We start from the raw sequence: 20659 nt of genomic DNA, 5'->3' as shown, positions 1-20659 counted from the left end.
GCATGAGGGCAAAAATGTCCTCACGCAGCACACTTTTTATGTTGTAATGCTTATTGCTCCTCACTCGTTTCATCCATCGGATTCCCATCCTCATCGAGGGGGATGTAGACACACTTCTCCTGCCACGGGTACTGATACGCGAGCGTGACCTGATTGTCAAGCCCATAGTGTACGGCGGTCAGTGCGCCCGTGCCCGCATCATCGACGCGCTTCAGCCAGTGCCCGTCATCGAGCCTCTCTTTTTGCGTGCGCAGCCATGCGGGATCGCGCTTCGAGAGCCCTGCCTCGTTCATGTGGAAGACGAGCCGCACGGTTGTATCGCCCACGGGATAGTCGAAGCTGCAATAGGGCGCGTTCCGCTCGTAGTTCTTCGGGTCGGGGCGGAAGAGCTGTTTGAAATAGGCGAGTCCCGCCTTGTTTGTCGTGATGCAGGAGATGACGCGCTGCTTGTCGTACATCTCTTCATCCGCATCGCCGTGCGCTTCCCAATTTTCCCCTGCCTCAGATGCCTCCTGCAGCTCTTTATCAAACTCCGGATCAATCCAGTGGTAGGACATCTGCTCGATGGTCGCACCCTCCTCGATCTCACGCGCAAGCGTCAGGAATTCGTGATCGTCCGGCACGAGGGCAAGCCCTTTCTGCACCGCCGCGCGTGCCCCGTCGCGGTCGCCGAAGTGTGCGCGGAGTTTGCCGAGCTGCAGATATGTCCACGGATAGTCCGGCTCCTCCTGTGCACCCTTCTCTGCCATGCGAAGTGCATCGTCCAGTCGCCCGCAGTACATGAGAGCGACGGCGTAGCGGTAGTAGTATGTCCCGCAGCCGCGCGCGTTCGCCTCTGCTGCGGGCAGCCACTGCGTTGTGCGGTAGTAAGATTCGTACGTGTTCAGATTGTTGCACGCATACGCGTACCAGAGAGCAATATCCAGATCGGCGTATGCCTCCTCGCGCGTGAAGTTTCCCTTGATCGTACCATTTTTGATGTACGACTCAAGATAATGGAACATCTTGTAAAAATAGCCCGTGGAGCCGTCGTCCATCGCCTTAAGTTTCCGAACCGCCGCAGGGGAGAGCAGAGAGGATTTCGCGGCGGCGGGGGTTTCCTGCTCCGCGCCATCATCCTCCTCCGTACGATCAAAGAGGCTGACGGAATTTGCGTCCCGTCGGAAGGAGTGGAACACCGCCCACGGCAGATCCGTCTGTTCGAGAAAGCCGTTGGCGGCGTCGAGGACGGCGCGCAGATCCCATGCGAGAAAGTCCAGATAGCCGCAGTCCGTACCCGTCGCTCCGCCAAGGAAGGTCACAGCATCCGGCTCCTTGGTATCCCTCTCGATTGCCGTCATGAGCGCATCGCGAAACGCGAGGGGAGCCTCCGAATCCGTGCGCAGCGCATCCGTCAGCGGATAGGCGAGAAAGCCCGCCACAATCCCGTCCGCATGGTACATATCCACGAGTGTCGCATCGTTTTCCGTATAGGCGCTGAGGATGGAGGGCAGACGTGTACTGCCCGTGTAGACATCGAACCGCCAGCTCGTATCGGAAATATCCTGCGGCTCGCGTTCGTAGGCGAGATAGGAGTGCTTCAGATAGTCCTCTGCATCGCTGTCGAGAGAAAGACCCGCTTCCTCAAGGGCCTTTGGCAGATCCGTCAGTAACATCGGCGGCTCTTCCTTCGGCGTATCAATGATCTCGAAATCATGGATGAGGCGGATGGAGGCGATTTCGCCGAGTGCCTGATCGACGATTGTGGAGAGCATCCACCATGCGCGATTCTCGTCCTCCTTCAGGAGAGGAAGGAGTTTTTCGCAGTAGACCATGAGGGCGATCCCCTCTCCCTCCTGTGTGAACCAGACGGCAACATCCCTCATCTCGATGCTGTAGTCGCCCGTACGCAGGGCACCAAGAGAGGCGGTGCGCCCGACGCGGATGTCCCAGTGCTCGCGCACGGAGGCGGGGGCATGGCGCGCGAAATAGATGAGCGGAAAGAGCTTTGCGCGCATGCCCTCGGGCGTCAGGATCAGCTCATATTTCGCGCCGCCCTTCCCAAGCTCGAATGAGACGTCATCAAAGGCGATGTGCAGAACAGTGTCGCACCGCTCGATGAGCTCCTCGCCGTGATCCGATCCCGCATCCATCCGCGCGCGCAGCTCCGCCTCTATGTTCTCGAACGCCGCCCACGCTTCCTGCACGCGGGTGCGGAACGGACGCTGAAAGAGCGGCAGGGAAAGGTCCTTGTGACAGTACGCAATCATACTCTTGGTATCCGCATCGCCGGGAAGCGCGGCGAGTGCCGCCTCGAAGTAGGGGAGGGCGCGGTCCTCGCGGTCGAGGTAGTAGTAGGCGTAGCCCATGCGGAAGTTCCAGAGATGATCGCCCGCGAAATAGTTCGCGTGCGGCGCGAGAAGTCCGATTGCCTTTTCAAAATACGCGCGGTCCTCTGCGCTCGCCGCATTGTTGTAGGCGCGCGCAAGCTCACTGTCGAGTTCCGGCGTGCGCTCCTCGCTTGGCAGCGCCTCGATCTCCGCGATGATCTTCTGAAATTCGTTGTTCTCGTGCCAAATTTGGCACTGTTCGAGTAGTGTCATGAAAAACTCCCCTGCTTAGTCCCACCAGAAATACCAGATGTTTGACTGCCTCAGATCGCGTGCGAGACGCGTGACACTCATGCCGGGTGCGCCCTGCTCGATGATGTCGGCGCAGAACGCGTACTGCTCCTTCGCCAGATCCAAGGCGCGCTCCTGCGGTTCTATGGGCGCGGGAACGCTGTATTCGAGCGTGTCATAGGTGAGGACGGCAGGCACAGCGCCGTGCTGTTCGTGCCAGTATTTCGAGACCGCCATCAGCGCGGCAGTGTCGGGACAGTCGTTCCACCCGCCGAACGGCAGATACGCAAACACCGTCCACGGATGTTTCACGGGAATTTTGGCGAGAATCATCGGCTGCGTTTTCTGCGTCTCGTAGTCCCAGTAGCTGACAAAGTGGTCGGTCTCACGGAAATCCTCTCCCTCCACATCGTCCGGCGCCTCCCCTCGGCTCAGTTCAAAACGCTCGCCGAGCCGTTCCATCAGGATCGATTTGCCGTCTCCGATGGGCTGTGCAAGGATTTTCTTGCGGTACTTTTCCACGGCATCGGCATCGAAATCATAGTCCTTGAACGCGCCCTTCTCCGCTTCCGCATTCATCGTCAGGCTCTCCCACAGTGTATCGCTCGGGACGATGAGGAGGGGGACATAGCCCTCGCGTACGCCAAGCCGTGCAGCGTAACTATATGCCGCGACAATCGGATCATCGTCCGCCATCGGCGGGAAGTACATCAGAGAGCAGTCCGCTCTGCCGCAGTTCAGGTACTGCATGATTGCGGCAGCGACGTCGCTTGGCGCCTCATCTTCATTTTCCTTTCGCTCGTCGCTGTTCCGCTTCCATGCGTCCCATCGCTGTGTGATGAGTCGTGCCATCGCCGCATAGTAGTCCTCGTCGAACGGAACAAAGAGGTATGCCTCCTGTTTGAACTCGTTCGAGTGGTAACGCGCCGCACCGAAATAGGAGAGGGCATAGTTGTCGATGTCCGAGGGGAAGGAGGGGGCCTCGCCGTCGTAGTAATACTGTGCGAACGCCGTGCCCTCCTCGCCAAAGAAACCGCGCATCAGAATACCGTGCAGGTCGTCGCGGATAAAGGGGCGCAGGTCGGTATCTGCCGGATGCTCCCGCACGGCGCGGACGGTCGCCGCATACTGGCGGACGAACCAATCCGCCATCAGCTCGTGTTCGATGCACCAGCGCAGATAGATCGCGAGGTGGTTGTACGCCGTGATCTCATCTACGGGCAGCTTCTTTTCGCGCAGGCTGTCGAGGTGCCACTGTGCATTGTCCATTACGAGATCGGTGAAGTCCTCGGACGCGAGTGCACTGCGCCTCTCCGGATCGACGACGAAGCTCACACGACGCTCGTCAAAGATGTTCAGCAGCTCTTTTGCACTGCGGTCGAACTTGTAGTTGAGTTCGTCCCGGTAGAGTGGGATGATCTGATAGAAATTGACCTCATCGCCGTTCGGGAGGGGGCAGACGGTGTCTCCTCCGCCTTTGACCTGCGCGCTGACGAGCAGGGCAGCGGTCAGATTGGTGCTTGCGGCATAGGGCGATCGGTTGCTGATCGTGTGTCCCCAGCCGAGCCAAGTGTTGTCCTCGATCGGCAGACGTGCGAGGTTCTTCAGCAGGCGGATCGGCCAGTAGTGCACTTCGTCGTCCTCGTGGATCTTCCAGTCGGGCGGCAGGGCGATCGCGAGTTCCGCGCGTTCGAGCTTGTATTCGGCGAGCTCTTTTGGCACGTTCATGCGGTGCGCGCCCATCCCGAGGGTGACGAGCATATAGTAGTTGCGTTCCTCGGTCGGATCGACAATGCAGATGTCCAGGTGGATGTCCGGCGAGACAATCTCATGAAAGACGTTCGCATACGTGCCGAAGTTCGTCTCAATGTAACTTTCGACGGTCTCCAGTTCTTCCTCGGTATAGACTTCTGTGGGCATCGGGGCTTTCTTTTTATATGCAGAGTCATTTTTGCCAATTTTTTTCATCGTGTTCTCCTTTATGACTGAGGAGCAGGCTCTCCAGCATCGTTTCCAGAAGGCTTGTCGGTGTGATGACGAATCCCTCCGCTGTGATCGTTTCATTGAAGAAATCAACGGAGCGGTCATGGTCAAGGAAGTGATTCCGTGCCAGGTATTGCTCGACATCGTCGAGGGTAAAGGCACACTCCCTGAGCGCCGTGTCGGCAAACGCGTTGGCGTAATGGATGCTCTTCATCGTGCGTTTGCGTTTTGTCTTCGGGTAGGCATTGCATAGTTCCTGTCGGAGTACTGTCGCCATCTGTGCGGGCGAGGCATCCTCTATGACAGGCATGGATGGGAGGATGCGCTCACGGCAAAGGTGCGCGTACAGTGTGCGGAACTTTTCTGCAAGTACGGTATCATCATGGTCGGTCATGGCTGCGCCTCACGTCTGCTGGTGCTGCATGGAGACAATCTGACAGTCGGGGCAGAACTCGATGTAGAGCGTGCCCTCCATATAGTCCGTCAGCGCCTCCCAATGAATCTGCATGAGGTACTTCATCGGCTGCCCGCAGTCGGGGCACGCTGTATATTCCCAGTCCTGCCACCAGAGCGCAAAGCCGCCGAGCGTGCAGGTGTCCTCGAAGCGTGCGCCGTAGAATAGCGGAACAGGCTTCTCACCGAGGATGAGATTGTTCTCAAAAATCCTGACAAGCTCCTCTTCGATATACGTGGTATCGCCCGCATCCTCGTAGGAAAGTACCTCGCTGCCGCCATCGAGCGTATAGCGGCTCAGTATCGGCTCTGCATATGCGACGCAGTTCGGACAGCAGGTTGCTGTGAGGATGCCGTCAATGCCGAGGAAGTGCAGACGCGCATCCCGTCCGTCGAGGACGAGCATATCCGCCATGCGGCAGCCGCAGTGCGGGCAGTGCTCCTCCCGCGGACGGGCCATGCGGATGGGCGAGCGGCGGAGCTCCTCCTCTGATGCGGCGTGCACCAGTGGATAGCAGGTGCCAAAGTTCAGCATGCGGCGCCGCCCCTCGCGGTCGAATGTCCAGCCGCCGCACTGCGCATAGACGGAGGGATCGACGTGCAGCTTCCCGCGCCACGGGCGCGGATTGCGTTCGAGTGCAAGGAGTGCCGCAAGGGATTGGTCATCGCCCTGCATACCGAGGCACATCATAAGCTCGTTCGCCTCATGTGCGATATCCGTCTCCATCAGTGCCGCGATCAGTCCATCCCGCACATCCGTCGGCGCGTGATAGTAGAGTGCCGAGGGCCAGAAGGAACGCGCCGCGAGTGCCGCGCGTGGGATCTCCGGTGCGAGCCGTCCGCGACAGCTGAGCAGATACCAAAAATCATCGGGAACATCCTCGATCTGCGCGATGATCTCCTGCTCCTTTGCCGCGACCTCCTCCGGCGTCCATGCGAGTGCCGCACGGCGATTCGACGCTGTCCTGCACCGCCAGCAGAGTCCCTTGTAGCCGAGCTCCGTGCCGCAGTCGGGGCATTGGTAGGGTAGCGTCATGATCGGCTCCTTTCGTGATTTGCGACTTTGTTTCTGCAAGAAATCCCCCTTCCTGCTTATGCAAAAAGGGGGATTTCGTCATGTTTTCGATTATGCGTATACGTCAACGCTGTTTCCGAGGCTCGGATCAAGGCTCGCGGTGGTTTCCTCGAGGAGCTCGAGGGCATCCTTGCCGGAGTCCATTGCCATCTTTGCGACAGCAATGCCGAGGCTCTGCTGTGCCTGCATCTGGTGCATTCCGACGGACATCTGTGCTACATCCATTGTAAGATCCATTTCTTTTCTCCTTAGACGTAGATGCTGAACAGGTTCAGCATGTTCGAGTAGCGCGACATGGTGGGCAGCGATCTGCCGTTCAGCAAATTCGATGCGTAGTTCAGCTGACTGCCGATCGCCTGCTCCATCGACGGGATGACGCGGCTGCGTGACATCTGCGCGTACTGTGCGTGCCGGTCAGCGCGTCCGGCAAGTCCACCGTTGCCGAGGATTGCCTCGGACTGTGCAGGTGAGCTTGTGAGCGCGCGTGCAAGACGATCTTCGTTCACCTTCATCTTACCTGTTTTGGCGTCGACGGAGATGCCCATTTTGGCGTAGGAGTCCGCCTTGTACGTGGTGTCGGAGAACTCTGTCGTGAGCTGTTGGACGCCCTTGCCGAGGCTCTTGTTGTCCCGCAGGAAGTCATTCGTCTCGTTGTACTGATTGACGAGATCCTTGACGTTGCCGATGGCGGACTTGAGCTTGTCGCTATAGCTTTTCGAGCCGTCCGCATTCGTGGTGATGTCGGCGCTGCTCAGCTGGTAGTCCATCCCGCCGACCTTGCCCGCAGCCTTGCGGAGATCCTTCATGTTCGAGTCGTACTCGGCGTAGAACTTGGAGCTTGTCTCCGTGTAGGACTTGCGCAGCTGCCGCGCCTGATTCGCAATGTCCATGATGGAGCGAAGCTCGTTTGCGCTGGAGTCCTGCCCCCGATACTGTGCGGAGTAAAGGCTGGATCCGCGCCGTCTGCGTGTCTGGTCGCTGAAGAGCGCCGCCGTTGCGTCCGTGCGCGAGTTGTTTGCGTAGAGCGAGCTGTAGATGCTGCGCGCTGCGCTGGTCATCTGTGTGATTGTTGCCATGTATGTTCCCCCTTCCATGGTCATGGCTTGGGAATAATTTCCTATGTCTATTATATCGTTTTTTGTGGAAATGTCATTAGTTTTACGAGAAAAATTTATTGCGCAGTGTTTGATTTGTGGTAGAATAGGAAAATATTTGGAAGGAGGCGCGGCGTGAGGGCTGCATTTATGACGCTCGGCTGCAAGGTGAATCAGTTCGAGACGGAGACGATGGAGGGGCTGTTCCGCGCGCGCGGCTATGAGGTCGTACCGTTCGATGCGGCGGCGGATGTGTATGTCATCAATACATGCTCGGTGACGCATCTGAGCGATCGGAAGTCGCGTCAGTTGATCCGCCGTGCGGCGCGCACGAATCCCTCTGCCTGCATTGCGGTGACGGGCTGCTATGCGCAGGTTGCACCCGAGGAGATTCGCGCGCTCGCGGGGGTGCGCGTGGTGATCGGGACGAAGGAGCGCGCACGCATCGTCGACTATGTGGAGGCATCGCTCCGCGAGAACGAAGGCATCGCGGGAACAATCACGGACATTATGCAGGCACGCGTCTTCGAGGACATCCCACTGCACTCCTTGCCGCATCGCACGCGCGCCTTTCTGAAGATCGAGGACGGCTGCCAGAACTTCTGCACGTTCTGCATCATTCCGTATGCGCGCGGCCCCGTGAAGTCGCGTGCGCTCTCTGCGGTCGCGCGCGAGATGCGCCTCTTGACGGAGGCGGGCTTTCACGAGGTGGTGCTGACGGGGATCCACCTCGGCGCGTACGGGATTGATCTCACGGATCGTCCGACGCTCGCGGATGCGTGCCGCACGGCGCTCGCCGAGGAAAAGCTGCGGCGCCTGCGCCTCGGCTCGCTCGAATCGGTGGAGCTCTCGGCAGATCTCCTCGCACTGATGCGGACGGAGCCGCGCTTTGCGGCGCATCTGCATCTGCCCTTGCAGGCGGGGAGCGATAACGTGCTGCGTGCGATGAACCGCCACTACGATACGGCGGCGTTTGCGCAGCTGATCGCGGAGGTGCGCACGGCGGTGCCGGGCGTTGCGCTCTCGACGGACATCATTGTGGGGTTTCCGGGGGAGACGGAGGAGGATTTTGCGACCGGGATGGAATTCGTGCGTGCGATGGGCTTTGCACGCATGCATGTATTCCCGTACTCGGCGCGCAAGGGAACGCCTGCTGCACGGCGCGCTGATCAAGTGCCGCCCGCAGTGCGCAAGAAGCGTGCGGCACGCATGCAGGCACTCGCAGAGGAGATGGCGGAGCAGTATCATCGCAGCCAGCTCGGCTCGGTGGCAGACGTATTGTTCGAGACGACGGAGGCGGGTGTGACGGACGGGCTGACAGAAACGTATGTCCGTGTCTATACGGATGCGCCGGTGCAGCGCGGCGAGATCCTGCCCATGCGCCTCACGCATCTCTACCGGGATGGTGTGTGGGGAGAGCCTGCGAGGGCGTTGTGATGGAAGAGATGCGCTCGGACAAAAATTTCCTTGACATGATCCCCTGATTCTGCTATTATAATCGAGTCGCAAGACACGTGACTCAGTAGCTCAGCTGGATTAGAGTATTTGACTACGAATCAAAGGGTCGGGGGTTCGAATCCCTCCTGGGTCACCATTATGAACATGAACGTCGACGGAGGTCGGCGTTTTTTTGTGTCCGTTTGATTCTCAATAAGGATGTTGAGAATGAAAATATGAATGCGATTCATTTTTCTCTTTTCAAATCCATTATTTTTCGCTATAATAGTTCTGTATGACAAAAGAAAGGGTGAAGTTCTTTTGGAGGAGAAAATGGGCCGCCGGGAACGCAAGAAGCTGCAGTCGCGTCGAATGATTCTCGAGGCGGCAATCAGTGAGTTCTCGAAGAAGGGCTACAAGGACACGTCTGTTGCGGACATCATGAGTACAGCAGATCTCGGCATCGGAACCTTTTACAATTATTTCAACTCGAAGGAGGATCTGCTGTTCTCCCTGCTCGGTCGTCTGAGTGAGACGATCCGCATGGCACTTGCGGAGGCACGTGCGGCAGAGCGTACGTCGCTGGAGCTGCTCGAGGTGGGTGCACATGTGACGGCGAAGTTCCTCGACGAGAATCGCTTTGTCATGCCCCTCTTTCTCTCCGCATCCCACCATGTGATGCACGGCGGAGCAGAGCATGGTGCGCAGGCGATGCCTGCCGACAAACCGTCGAGCAGCCGTATGACGCCGCAGATCAAGCAGGTGTTTACGGAGATCATCCGCGAGGGACAGGAGGCGGGCGAGATCCGCTGTGATGTCCCGGTTGATCTCATTGCGGAGATGTTTCACTCGCTCTATCAGGCGGCGGCATTCAGCCAGCTTGAACTCAGCTTTCAGGAGAACATCGCGCTCAAGACGCGGCTGCTTCTCGATGGTATCCGAAAGCGCAATGAGGCGGACGCGTAAACTGTGTGTTGTGTGTATTGTATGTATTAGGAGACACTAATGATAAGCGTTACAAAATTACTTTTTATGGATGAGTACTACGGCGATTCTCTGCGATACGGGCATAACGCGCACCGTATGAAGAGCGGTGCGGCGGAGGGCATGGGCCCCGTCGTGGTTTGGAACTCGACGCGTACGTGCAATCTGCGCTGCCGACACTGCTATATGTCCTCGGACGGGCAAAAATACGAGGGCGAGCTGACGACGGAGGAGGCGAAACGCTTCATTGACGATCTGGCGGAGTTCCGCGTGCCCGTGCTTCTCTTTTCGGGCGGCGAGCCGCTGATTCGCCCCGATTTCTTCGAGCTGGCGGAGTACGCGCGCGACAAGGGGGTGCGTCCGACGCTCTCGACGAACGGGACGCTCATCACGCGCGAGGTGGCGCAGCGGATCAAGGATCTCGGCGTCGGCTATGTCGGCATCTCACTCGACGGGCTTGCGGATGTCAACGATATGTTCCGCGGGGTCGAGGGCGCATATCAGCGTGCGATGGAGGGGATCGAGAACTGCGTCGCCGTGGGGCAGCGCGTTGGGCTCAGATTTACGATCAACCATCACAATATCATGGAACTCGATAAAATTTTTGATTTTATCGAGGAAAAGGGGATCAACCGCGTCTGCTTCTATCACCTCGTCTACTCGGGGCGCGGCGGGCAGATGATGGATGAGGATGTGACGGCGGAGGAGTCGCGGCGCGCAATGGATACGATCATCGCCCGGACGAAGGACTTTGAGGCGCGTGGTCTCAAGAAGGAGATCCTGACGGTGGATAACCACTGTGACGGAGTCTACATGTACCTCAAGGCGCTCGCGGAGGGGAACGATGCAGGGGCGGAGCAGATCAAGAAGCTGATTGGCGCGAACGGCGGCAATCGCTCCGGCATCGCATTCGGTGAGGTCGATCCGCTCGGCTATGTGCACCCCGACCAGTTCACTCAGCATCACACGTTTGGCAATGTGCGCGAGCAGAAATTCGGCGATATCTGGCAGGATATGACGCATCCGATCCTCGCGGGGCTGAAGGATCGCAAACCCCTCCTCAAGGGACGCTGCTCGAAATGTCAGTATCTCAGCTGGTGCAACGGGAATTTTCGCACGCGCGCTGAGGCGCGGACAGGGGATTTCTGGGAGTCCGATCCGTCCTGCTATCTGACGGATGAGGAGATCGGTGTGCGGGGGGCTGCGCTGTGAGCGCCCCGATGGAGGCGGCGCACGCCGCACACGGGCACGCGATGAGCGATGCGGCGATGGGGGGACATCCCCACGCGCATATGGGCGGTCATCCCGGTGGACATCCGCACGGTATGGGACACCCCGGCGCCCACCCGCATGGGATGCCGAAAGGGCATCCGAAGGGCGTCGCGGGCGGCGGGGTGAAGATCATCTCGTGGAACACGACGAATGCGTGCAATATGTACTGCGCGCACTGCTACCGCGATGCGGGCTGCCGCGCGGACGAGGAGCTCTCGACGGAGGAGGGGAAGAAGCTCCTGCGCGAGATCGCAAAGGCGGGTTTCCGCATCATGATCTTCTCGGGCGGAGAGCCCTTGACGCGCCCCGACATCCTAGAGCTCGTTTCCTATGCACGCGGACTCGGACTCATCCCTGTGTTCGGCACGAACGGGACGCTCATTGACCTGCCGATGGCAAGGGCGCTTAAAGAGGCGGGCGCGTGCGGCATGGGCATCTCGCTTGACTCGCTCGACAAGACGAAGCATGATACGTTCCGCTCGTTCCCGGGCGGTTGGGACGGCGCTGTGCGCGGCATGATGAACTGCCGTGAGGCGGGGCTGCCATTCCAGATCCATACGACGGTGATGGACTGGAACGCGCACGAGCTTGAGGCGATGACGGACTTTGCCGTGGAGATCGGGGCAAAGGCGCATCACTTTTTCTTCCTCGTGCCGACGGGACGTGCGGAGACGATCGAGGAGGAGTCGCTGCGTGCGGAGGCGTATGAGGATGTGCTCTCGCGCATCATGAAGAAGCAGCAGACGGTGGACATCGAGTTGAAGCCGACCTGTGCGCCGCAGTTCCTGCGCATCGCCGACCAGCTCGGTGTGGATACGCGCTTTACGCGCGGATGTCTTGCGGGGCTGACGTACTGCATCATCAGTCCGCGCGGCAAGGTGCAGCCGTGTGCGTACCTCAACCGTGAGCTCGGCGATGTGCGCGAGATGCCGTTCGATGAGATCTGGGCGAGGAACGAGGTGTTCCAGCAGCTGCGCACGCTCGACTACGGCGGCGGCTGCGGCTCGTGCAGCTACAAGAAGTCCTGCGGCGGCTGCCGTGCACGCGCCGCGTACTACCATGACGGCGACTTCATGGCGGAGGAGCCGTGGTGCCTGTATCACGGGCGGCGCGGCGAGGCGTAACGGTATATAAGAAAGCCCCCGACGATGGTCGGGGGCTTTTGTGTAGAAAGATTTACTTGCACTTCGAACAAATGAATGTATAATAGAAACAGAGAACCCTCTGACAAGCTATGGCGGCTACCTTCTTCACCTTCCCGATTCTGTAAGTGGGAGGTGTTGCGATATGAGTTACTACGAGTTCATCCTTGCGCTGATCCTCGTCACTGGCTACATTATCTGCGTTAAAAAGAAATAACCGCCCTACCTACCAAGCACGAGCGGTTATAACCGTGTAATGTGAAGAGGTAGCCGTCTTGTCACGGTTCTCTTTTTTGTGTCTTTATTATATCAGATGCGTGTCTGCAATGCAAGTCATTCCTTCACGCTGAGTGCTCGCATGGCATTGAGGATGGCGAGGACGGTGACGCCGACATCGGCGAAGATCGCCGCCCAGAGTCCCGCGAGCCCGAGCGCCCCGAGGACGAGGACGATGCCCTTGATGCCGATGGCGAAGACGATGTTCTGCCACGCAATGTGCATGGTCTTGCGTGCGATGTCGATGGCGGTCGCGATCTTCTTCGGCTCGTCGGTCATGAGGACGATATCCGCCGCCTCGATCGCTGCATCCGAGCCGAGTGCGCCCATCGCGATGCCGACATCGGCACGCGCGAGCACGGGCGCATCGTTGATGCCGTCGCCGACGTAGGCGAGGGTCTTGCCCTCCTTTTTTGCGGAGAGCAGATGCTCTACCTGCGCTACCTTGTCCTGTGGGAGAAGTTCTGCGTGGACCGTATCAATCCCAAGGCTCTTGCCGACGCTCGCGCCGATCCAGCGCGAGTCGCCCGTGAGCATGACGGTCTCGCGTATGCCGCGCTCCTTCAGGGCGCGGATCGCCTCCGCCGCGTCCTCCTTGAGCTCGTCCGCGACGTGAACAACGCCTGCGAAGCGTCCGTCGACGGAGAGGTAGACCGCGCCCGTGTGCGGGACGGGCGGGATGTTTACCGTGTTCTTTGCTGTGAGAAGGTCGTGTGTGCCGAGCAGGATGAAATGCCCGCCCACGTGCGCAGAGATGCCGCGTCCCGCGTTCTCCTCGAGCGCGTGTATGTCCGTATCCTCGGTTGTGCCGCCGCCGCCCGTGAAGGCGCGGAGGATGGAGCGCCCGATGGGATGGGTGGAGTAGCGCTCGGCGTTCGCCGCATAGAAGAGTACGTCCTCCTCTGCGAAGCCATCGGCGGGCACGACGCTTGCGACGTGGAAGCTGCCCTTGGTGAGTGTGCCGGTCTTGTCGAATACGACGGTGTCCGCCTTTGCGAGCGCCTCAAGATAGTTGCCGCCCTTGATGAGGATGCCCGCGCGGCTCGCACCGCCGATTCCCGCAAAGAAGGAGAGGGGCACGGAGATGACGAGGGCACAGGGGCAGGAGATGACGAGGAAGGTGAGGGCGCGGTAGATCCACATGCTGAACGGATCGCCCGTGACGAGCGGCGGGATGAGGGCAAGGAGCACGGCGCCGATGACAACAGCGGGCGTGTACCAGCGGGCAAAGCGCGTGATGAGCGTCTCGGTGGTCGCCTTTTTGTCCGTCGCCTCCTCCACGAGAGACAGGATACGCTCGACGGTCGATTCCTCGTACGGCGTCGTGACGCGCACCTCGAGCACACCCGTCGCATTGATGCAGCCGCTGATGATCTCATCGTTTGCCTGCACCGTGCGCGGCATGGATTCACCCGTGAGCGCGGAAGTATCGAGGAGTCCCTCGCCCTTCGTGATGATGCCGTCGAGCGGGACGCGCTCGCCCGGATGGACAATGATGGTCTCGCCGACCTCGACCTCGTCGGGGAATACCTCCTCCTCCGCACCATCTCTGAGCACACGCGCCGTGTCGGGACGGATGTCCATCAGGGATGAAATGGAACGGCGGGAGCGCTGCACGGCGTAGCCCTGAAACCACTCACCGATCTGGTAGAGCAGCATGACGGCGACACCCTCGGAGTAGTCACCGAGGGCAATCGCGCCGAGGGTGGCGACTGTCATGAGGAAGTTCTCGTCAAAGACGCGCCCGTGGCGGCTGTTCATCGCCGCACGCCAGAGGATGTCCCAGCCGGTGAGAGTGTAAGCTGCGAGGAGGAGCACAACGCCAACGATTGTGTCTTCGAGGATCATTCCCGGGATGAAGAGTGCGGCTGCTCCGCCGATGCGCAGGAGCAGCCTCTTCTGTTTCTTCGTCATGACCGGATTCCCTTCTGCAATCAGACTTCGAGTACGGCGTCCGGCTCGATGCTCCTAATGATCTTCCCAATTTCTGCGACGATCTCATCGAAGCGTGCATCGTCCGCGTCGAGCGTCATGCGTGCACTGAGGAAGTTGATGCGCACTTTGTTCACACCCGCTATTTTTGCGGCAGCATCCTCCATCTTCTGCGCACAGTTGGCACAGTCGAGATCGCGAATCTTGAATGCCTTTTTCATGGGTATCCACTCCTTTATTTAAATGATATATGAACAACTATTCATGTGTTTGATTATAAAAGGGGAGGAAGAGATTGTCAATAGGTAGTATTTTTATTTTTGCAAGCAAAAACCCCGAAGCGGCAACTTCGGGGTTCATTTGAAGGGTATTTTACAGCTTAAACTTCGACGTGATGTCGTTGAGCTTTGTCGCGGTCTGCGCGAGGGACTCGGCGCTGTCGCTCACGTCATGCAGGCTCGCGCTCTGCTCCTCGGAGGCGGCAGCGACGGTCTCGGCGTTTGCGCCCGTCTTCTCGGCAACGGCGCTGATGTTCTGCGTGTTGCCGACGACATCCTGCATATCCTGCGCCGTATGGTCGACCGCTTGGCTGATATGTTCAATACTTACGCGTACGTCGTCGAGGCGCTTCTGGATGGAATCGAATCTCTTCTCCGTCTCCTCCGTAACTTCCTTGCTCTCCGCAACCTTTTCCTCGGCGTTTGTAATCGCTGTTGCCGCATACTGGATGCTCTCGATCATATGGGTGATGGTCTGCTCGATCTCGTTCGTGGCGGCAGAGCTTTGCTCGGCGAGCTTTCGGACCTCCTCAGCGACGACGGCGAAGCCGCGACCCGCTTCGCCCGCACGTGCTGCCTCGATGGCTGCGTTAAGGGCGAGGAGGTTCGTCTGTCCCGCGATCTCGCGGATGGTGGTGACGACGTCCTTGATGGCATCGGAGCCTGTGACCAGTTTTTCCGAAACGCGTGAAATCTCCGTCATGGAGTCGCTGACCGTCGTGTTTTGCTGAACGAGCTGGTGGATGTACTTCATGCCCTGACGAGCATCGTCCACGGCATCGCTTGCGGTCTGGTTCGCATGGACTCCGCTTGCACTCATCTCCTCGGTGCGCGCACTGACCTGCTCGATGGCATTCGAGATCTCACCGATGTTGCTGTTGTTGTGTACGGCGTCGGATGCAACATCCGTGATGGTGTGTGCAATGCTCTCGGAGACCTGCATCTGCGACTGGACGGAGTTCGAAAGACTGTTGCTCGCCTTGGAGAGGTTGTCTGCCTCGGTCTGGATGGAGCGGACAATCTGATGAAGGGCGTCCTTCATCTCAATCAGCTCGTTCGCCATGTCACCGATTTCATCGTTCCATGTTGCACGTGTGCCGGGGAATGAAAGGTCGAGCTTGCCGAGCCTTCCGACATCGCCGCGCAGCTTGATGAGGCGGCTCGCGAGGCGGCGTGCGTACCACGTTGCCGCTACGCCGATTCCGATGATGCCGATGATACTGATCGCGAGAACGATCATAAAGATATGGTCGACGGTATCGTTCAGCTTCTCAAGTTTCTCTTCCTGCACGGAGGTCTGGAGCTCGGCAGCTTTGTTGAAGAGAGCGTCGATCTCATCCGTCTTCTTGCGCAGTTCTGCAGAGGCCGTAGTCGCTGTCGCAATATCGTTGCGCTCGTACAGGGAGATGATCGTCTTCGATCGCTCCGTGTAGTCATGGACGGCGCTGCGCAGCTCCTCGCCGCGCTGCTTCGCCTCGGGATTGACCGCGTGATCGGCAAAGACGACGAGCAGGTCGTCCGCCTTCTTGAGCGCATTCTCCGTATCCGTGGCGCGGCTTGCGTCGTGCGTGATGATGTAGCCGCGCAGCTCGCTCAGCCCCTGATGGAAGTCATCCTCTGCCTCGAGCAGTGTAATGCTGTTCTTGACCGTGACGGAGAGCAGATGCTGATAGTCCACACTGGTCGCCTTGAACTCGTAGAGCACGATGGCAAGCAGTACGATCATCAGGGCGATAACGCTTCCGACGAGTCCTGTCAGCTGCAACCCGATGGGCATTCTCTGTCCCATAAAATCCTCCTCATTTCTTTGTCCCACATCGTGCGTTCGTTCCCCCGAAAGAATGCACAGTATAAACTTTAATGCGAGGCTATTTTGCACCCGATGAGACGCTATGTCAATCATTTTTTTATCAAAAGAAAAATTTTTTTCAAAAATAATTTTTAGCTATTGCACACATGGACATAATATGATAAATTTACATCAAATTTTCTGCTGATGCCGTGTGCCAGACGTTCGGTTGTGGACGATGGGGGCGGCACATGGGCGCGTTTGGAACGATTAGCCGGCCTTGGTGGGGGAGCACCTCGGGACTTGGCAGGGTGATTAGTGTCTGCACGACGGAATTGTTTATAAAAATGGATTGTGCATGGACGACCAAATGATATGGCAGGAGATTGAAGCCGGTGAATATACCGGCTTTTCTTTTTGCCCAAAATACGGTAAAATACTGTTGCATCACCCGTGATTTGTCGATTACCATAATATAGGATGAAATTACATTACACGGAGGTAATGGGATGGCACTTTTTGAGGGAATCGGAAGAATCGGCGACTATGCGCAGATGCGCAATCTGCGTCGCGAGATGAAGTATCGCATCAAGACGGGAAAAAGCCTCGCACAGGCGATGGGTGCGCCCGTCCAGCCCGGCAGGGTGAAGTCGAGTGAGACGCAGGAAACGCGGGACAAGGCAGATGCGAACCGCGAGGCGCTGATCCGTCAGAAGCTGCGGCAGGGGCGAAAGCTCTCTGCCACGGATAAGCAGTATCTGAAGGAAAACAACCCCGATCTTTACGAGAAGGTGGCACGGATCGAGGAGCGGCGCGAGACGCTTGCGCGTGCGCTGAAGCGTGCCAAGACGAAGGACGAGGCGCTGCGCGCCGTGGCACAGGCAAACATTGCCGTGCTTGCCGAGATGAAGTCGGGCAGCGGCGAGATGCCGAGCTTTCATGGTGTGGGCGGCGGCTCCGCCGAGGGGGGGGCGTCCGCGCCCGCGATGACGGCAGGCGGTGAGGCTGCTACAGGTGATGCACTCGATGCGCCACTGACCGAGGGCACAGCTGCGGCACCGACGACGGGCGATATGCAGGGGGCGCTCGGGCGTGAGGCGGTCGCGCAGAGCAGCGAACATGCGGCAGAAGGCGCGGGGGCTGCGCAGGAACGTGCGGACGGCGCACAGAACGCCCCGCAGGATAAGGAAAAGGAAGGCTTTCAGCCCGGTCCTTCGACGCGCGACCAATATGGCAACCGCCGCGTGCTCTCGCGTGAGGAGCTCGACGACATGATTCGTCAGGCAGAGGCGCAGGGCAAGCTCTCGCCGCTCGACAACGAGAAGGTCTACCTTCTGCGCGCGCTGCAGCGCGAGTGGATGGAGTATGCGAACTCCGAGGAGTTCGCGAACCTCCCGAACACGGCGCTTGATGCGGCAGAGGAGGAGGCGCGCGGCGTGCACCGCAAGAAGCGTACGGAGGGGGAGCCCGCACCCGTGCGCCCCGCGCCAAGCGTTGCCGAGATTCTTGCCGCGCGCACCTATTATCATGCGTCGCACGGCGTGGAGCCGTTCGAGGCGAGGGGCTGAAGAAAGGATATCCGATGTTTACATTTAAGGGGGATGGATTCCCCAGTTTTCACGGCATCACGCCGCAGATTCACGAGGAGGCGTTCGTCGCCCCGCAGGTATTCCTCTCGGGTGATGTGCGCATTGGACAGTACTCCGGTCTCTGGCCGGGTGTCGTCGCACGCGGCGATGTAAACTACATCTCCGTCGGCGTCTGTACGAACATCCAAGACCTCAGCTGCCTGCACGTTGCGGACGACTACCCGTGCATCATCGGAGACTATGTGACCGTCGGGCACTGCGCCTGCATCCACGGCTGCGAGATCGAGGACCACGTGCTCATCGGCATGGGCGCGACCGTCCTCACGGGTGCAAAGATCGGGCGTGGTTCCATCGTTGCGGCGGGTGCCGTGGTCAAGGAGAATGCCGTCATCCCTCCGAACTCACTCGTGGCAGGCGTGCCTGCAAAGATCGTACGCGAGAATATCGATCGCGTCGCGACCATCCACGCGCAGGCGCTTAAGTACAAATGCGAGTGGGCCGTGGAGTACGGTCTCTATCCGGAGATTGGCGGGGAGCGTTATCACGGAGAGAAGATCATCTGATGGCAGAGGAAACAGATCTTATTCGTCAGCCGCACGGACGCGAGCAGCAGGTGAAGATGGAGATCGTCTCCATGATCCACGGCGGTGAGTCGCCCTACGATGTCATCCATCACGTTGCGCAGTGGCTCGAGAAAGTCTCGGGTGAGCCGGGCTACGCACAGTACGTGGAGGATGCCATGCGCGCGGTCTATGGATGCGCACTCCAGCATGTGCGACCGATGGAGGACGAACTGCGCGATGTGGAGGAGCGCCTTGCGCGCATTCGGATTGCATACAAAAAGCCGGAGTTCACCGAGGAGGAGAAGAAGCGCATCCGCTTCGCCATCGACCTCCACGAGAAGAATATCGTGCGCCTCAAGGAGTGCATTGCGCGCGCCCGAGCGAACGGTGAGGCGGCAGAGATTGTAAAGAACTGATGTGTTTGTGATTCTGTGTAGTCGGATGTGGATGCGCGCAATGCCACATGTATACCGTGATATAGGAAGCTCCTATGCTTGCAGGCATAGGGGCTTTTATGATAGAATACATTTATTCTCGCCTTGGGCGATGATATGCCGAAAACGGAATGGAATTTTGTTTGGAGGGAAAGACTATGAATATCTCTACCGTAAAGAAAATTTTTGCGGCAGGCGCGGTCCTTGTATTCTCTGCCGTGCTTCTCACCGGCTGCGGCGGCAACTCCGCATCGTCGGGAGATAAGAAGTTCCTCAACATCGGTACGGGCGGCACGGCGGGCACCTACTACCCCATCGGCGGCGCGATTGCCGAGGTGCTGAACAAGGATATCCCTGGCATGAACGCGAGTGCACAGAGCACGGGCGCGTCCGTTGCCAATATCAATATGCTTGCGGACGGTGCAGTCGATCTCGCGACGGTGCAGAACGACATCACCTACTATGCCGTGAACGGCACGGAGATGTTCACGGATAAGAAGGTGGCGGGACTCCAGGGCATCGCATCGCTCTACCCAGAGACCTGCCAGTTTGTGACGCTCCAGTCCTCCGGCATTAAGAGCCTCGCTGAGCTCAAGGGCAAGCGCGTTGCGGTTGGTGCTGCAGGCTCAGGTGTCGAGGCGAATGTACGCCAGATTCTCGCGGCGTATGGCGTCAGCTATGACGATATCGATGCGAAGTTCCTCTCGTTTGCCGAGGGAGCAAGCGCGCTGAAGGACGGCAATGTGGATGTCGCCGTCCTGACGGCGGGCTATCCAACGGCATCCGTGCAGGACATTGCCTCGCAGAACCCCGTGCGCCTGCTGCCCGTGGAGGAGAACGTAGCGGATCAGCTGATCGCGAAGTATCCCTTCTATACCAAGACCGTCATTCCTGCGGGCACCTATGCGGGCTTTGATGAGGCGGTGCCGAGTGTCTCCGTCATGGCGATGCTCGTCGCGGGTCCCTCCGTGAACGCTGATCTCGGCTACAGCATCACGAAGGCGATCTTCTCGAACCTCGACCGCCTGCAGGCGGCGCATGCAGTCGGCAAGCAGATCACGAAGGACACGGCGAAGGCGGGGATGTCCCTGCCGATGAACGAGGGCGCGGAGAAGTACTTTAACGAGAAATGAGAGCCTATGCGATTGCACTCGCTGTAGCAGTGTTCCTCGTTGCGTTCGATATTCTGAGTGCGCCTGCGCTGTTCCTGCGTGCAGGGGATGATATGATTGTCCTTGTGCGGCAGATTCGGGATGAGGTGCCGGTTACGATTCACTTCATCCACTCCGTACAGAAGACCCCCGTCGAGGAGTTCCTGACCGCACACGCGGACGGGCATTTCCACCTCGCGGGCACGCGCTATCAGTCGCACGGCGTGGGACTGCCCTTTCTCCCCGAGGAGGGGACGTTCCGTCAGGAGGGGGAATACTTCATCCTCGATATGGACCGCGACTACAGCGAGCTGAGTCTTAGGACGGGCGTCGGCACGGAGCTGACGATTGAAGCGGGCGGGGCGCGCATCCCCGTCTACGAGATGTATCCCGTCGGCACGCGCATCGACCTCGTTGTCGCACCTCTCTACACCTACTTTTTATGAGATTTCCGAGGCTGCCGTTTGGCGGCCTCATCTTTCTTTTGTTCTGTTTTTGTGAAATATTGTGGATATAAAAAGCCCTAAGCCTGCCCCGCTTGCGGGGAAGGGGGACCGCGAAGCGGTGGAAGGGGCGCACCGAAAAATTCCTCAAAGGATGTGAACTC

Annotated in this window: 18 protein-coding genes and 1 tRNA gene; 10 read left to right on the top strand and 9 right to left on the bottom strand. The window is 58.8% G+C overall.

Annotated features, from left to right (window positions below; all coding sequences use genetic code 11):
* Positions 1–50: 50 nt before the first annotated feature.
* The 6 genes from HMPREF9081_RS01150 to HMPREF9081_RS01125 all read right to left on the bottom strand — a co-directional run bounded on the left by HMPREF9081_RS01150 (position 51) and on the right by HMPREF9081_RS01125 (position 7187).
* A complete protein-coding gene (locus HMPREF9081_RS01150) occupies positions 51–2582 on the bottom strand; it encodes a tetratricopeptide repeat protein (protein ID WP_006305047.1) in 2532 nt (843 codons plus the stop codon).
* 15 nt (positions 2583–2597) lie between these two features.
* On the bottom strand, positions 2598–4568 hold the full coding sequence (locus HMPREF9081_RS01145; protein WP_006305046.1) for a suppressor of fused domain protein: 1971 nt from the start codon (positions 4566–4568) through the stop codon (positions 2598–2600).
* Entirely contained in the window at positions 4546–4977 is a 432-nt protein-coding gene (locus HMPREF9081_RS01140; RefSeq protein WP_006305045.1) for a hypothetical protein, read from the bottom strand. The genes HMPREF9081_RS01145 and HMPREF9081_RS01140 overlap by 23 nt, the downstream gene beginning before the upstream one ends.
* 9 nt (positions 4978–4986) lie before the next feature.
* The gene (locus HMPREF9081_RS01135; RefSeq protein WP_006305044.1) at positions 4987–6072 is read right to left on the bottom strand and encodes a hypothetical protein; all 1086 of its coding nucleotides are present in this window, start codon (positions 6070–6072) and stop codon (positions 4987–4989) included.
* Between the two features lie 90 nt (positions 6073–6162).
* Positions 6163–6348 carry a YjfB family protein gene (locus tag HMPREF9081_RS01130; protein ID WP_006305043.1) on the bottom strand — a complete coding sequence of 62 codons (186 nt, stop codon included), beginning with the start codon at positions 6346–6348 and terminating at the stop codon, positions 6163–6165.
* Positions 6349–6359: 11 nt separating this feature from the next.
* A complete protein-coding gene (locus HMPREF9081_RS01125) occupies positions 6360–7187 on the bottom strand; it encodes a flagellar filament capping protein FliD (RefSeq protein WP_040394184.1) in 828 nt (275 codons plus the stop codon).
* Positions 7188–7340: 153 nt separating this feature from the next.
* On the opposite strand from HMPREF9081_RS01125, the gene mtaB reads away from it, so the two are divergent.
* From mtaB to nirJ2, 5 genes are all read left to right on the top strand, one after another.
* Entirely contained in the window at positions 7341–8642 is a 1302-nt protein-coding gene (gene mtaB / locus HMPREF9081_RS01120) for a tRNA (N(6)-L-threonylcarbamoyladenosine(37)-C(2))-methylthiotransferase MtaB (RefSeq protein WP_006305041.1), read from the top strand.
* A gap of 79 nt (positions 8643–8721) precedes the next feature.
* Positions 8722–8799, top strand: a tRNA-Arg gene (locus tag HMPREF9081_RS01115).
* A gap of 176 nt (positions 8800–8975) precedes the next feature.
* Positions 8976–9608, top strand: coding sequence for a TetR/AcrR family transcriptional regulator (locus tag HMPREF9081_RS01110; RefSeq protein ID WP_040394182.1), 633 nt, complete (start codon positions 8976–8978; stop codon positions 9606–9608).
* A 39-nt stretch (positions 9609–9647) separates the two neighbouring features.
* Positions 9648–10838 (top strand): putative heme d1 biosynthesis radical SAM protein NirJ1, encoded by a 1191-nt coding sequence (nirJ1, locus tag HMPREF9081_RS01105; protein WP_006305039.1) that lies wholly within the window; start codon positions 9648–9650, stop codon positions 10836–10838.
* Between the two features lie 8 nt (positions 10839–10846).
* A complete protein-coding gene (gene nirJ2, locus HMPREF9081_RS01100) occupies positions 10847–12022 on the top strand; it encodes a putative heme d1 biosynthesis radical SAM protein NirJ2 (RefSeq protein ID WP_006305038.1) in 1176 nt (391 codons plus the stop codon).
* A gap of 351 nt (positions 12023–12373) precedes the next feature.
* Here nirJ2 and HMPREF9081_RS01095 read toward each other — a convergent pair whose 3' ends face one another.
* The 3 genes from HMPREF9081_RS01095 to HMPREF9081_RS01085 form a co-directional block, all read right to left on the bottom strand.
* Complete coding sequence (locus HMPREF9081_RS01095) at positions 12374–14230, bottom strand: heavy metal translocating P-type ATPase (protein ID WP_006305037.1); 1857 nt, start codon at positions 14228–14230, stop codon at positions 12374–12376.
* 20 nt (positions 14231–14250) lie between these two features.
* A complete protein-coding gene (locus HMPREF9081_RS01090; protein WP_006305036.1) occupies positions 14251–14469 on the bottom strand; it encodes a cation transporter in 219 nt (72 codons plus the stop codon).
* A gap of 151 nt (positions 14470–14620) precedes the next feature.
* Complete coding sequence (locus HMPREF9081_RS01085) at positions 14621–16315, bottom strand: methyl-accepting chemotaxis protein (protein WP_040394180.1); 1695 nt, start codon at positions 16313–16315, stop codon at positions 14621–14623.
* A 509-nt stretch (positions 16316–16824) separates the two neighbouring features.
* Here HMPREF9081_RS01085 and HMPREF9081_RS01080 point away from each other — a divergent pair.
* The 5 genes from HMPREF9081_RS01080 to HMPREF9081_RS01060 all read left to right on the top strand — a co-directional run bounded on the left by HMPREF9081_RS01080 (position 16825) and on the right by HMPREF9081_RS01060 (position 20498).
* The gene (locus HMPREF9081_RS01080; RefSeq protein WP_006305034.1) at positions 16825–17883 is read left to right on the top strand and encodes a hypothetical protein; all 1059 of its coding nucleotides are present in this window, start codon (positions 16825–16827) and stop codon (positions 17881–17883) included.
* Between the two features lie 14 nt (positions 17884–17897).
* The gene (locus HMPREF9081_RS01075; RefSeq protein ID WP_006305033.1) at positions 17898–18467 is read left to right on the top strand and encodes a gamma carbonic anhydrase family protein; all 570 of its coding nucleotides are present in this window, start codon (positions 17898–17900) and stop codon (positions 18465–18467) included.
* Positions 18467–18883: a hypothetical protein gene (locus HMPREF9081_RS01070; protein WP_006305032.1), complete on the top strand. Its 417-nt coding sequence runs from the start codon at positions 18467–18469 to the stop codon at positions 18881–18883. Before HMPREF9081_RS01075 ends, HMPREF9081_RS01070 begins: the two co-directional genes overlap by 1 nt.
* 176 nt (positions 18884–19059) lie before the next feature.
* Positions 19060–20034 carry a TAXI family TRAP transporter solute-binding subunit gene (locus tag HMPREF9081_RS01065; protein ID WP_040394178.1) on the top strand — a complete coding sequence of 325 codons (975 nt, stop codon included), beginning with the start codon at positions 19060–19062 and terminating at the stop codon, positions 20032–20034.
* Positions 20031–20498 carry a DUF1850 domain-containing protein gene (locus HMPREF9081_RS01060; RefSeq protein ID WP_006305030.1) on the top strand — a complete coding sequence of 156 codons (468 nt, stop codon included), beginning with the start codon at positions 20031–20033 and terminating at the stop codon, positions 20496–20498. The genes HMPREF9081_RS01065 and HMPREF9081_RS01060 overlap by 4 nt, the downstream gene beginning before the upstream one ends.
* The last annotated feature ends 161 nt before the right edge of the window (positions 20499–20659 follow it).

Origin of the sequence: Centipeda periodontii DSM 2778 (assembly GCF_000213975.1) — a bacterium.
In the GTDB taxonomy this organism is placed as follows: domain Bacteria; phylum Bacillota; class Negativicutes; order Selenomonadales; family Selenomonadaceae; genus Centipeda; species Centipeda periodontii.
The sequence above is the reverse complement of the archived record's forward strand: the minus strand, read 5'-3'. Positions and strand labels throughout refer to the sequence as shown.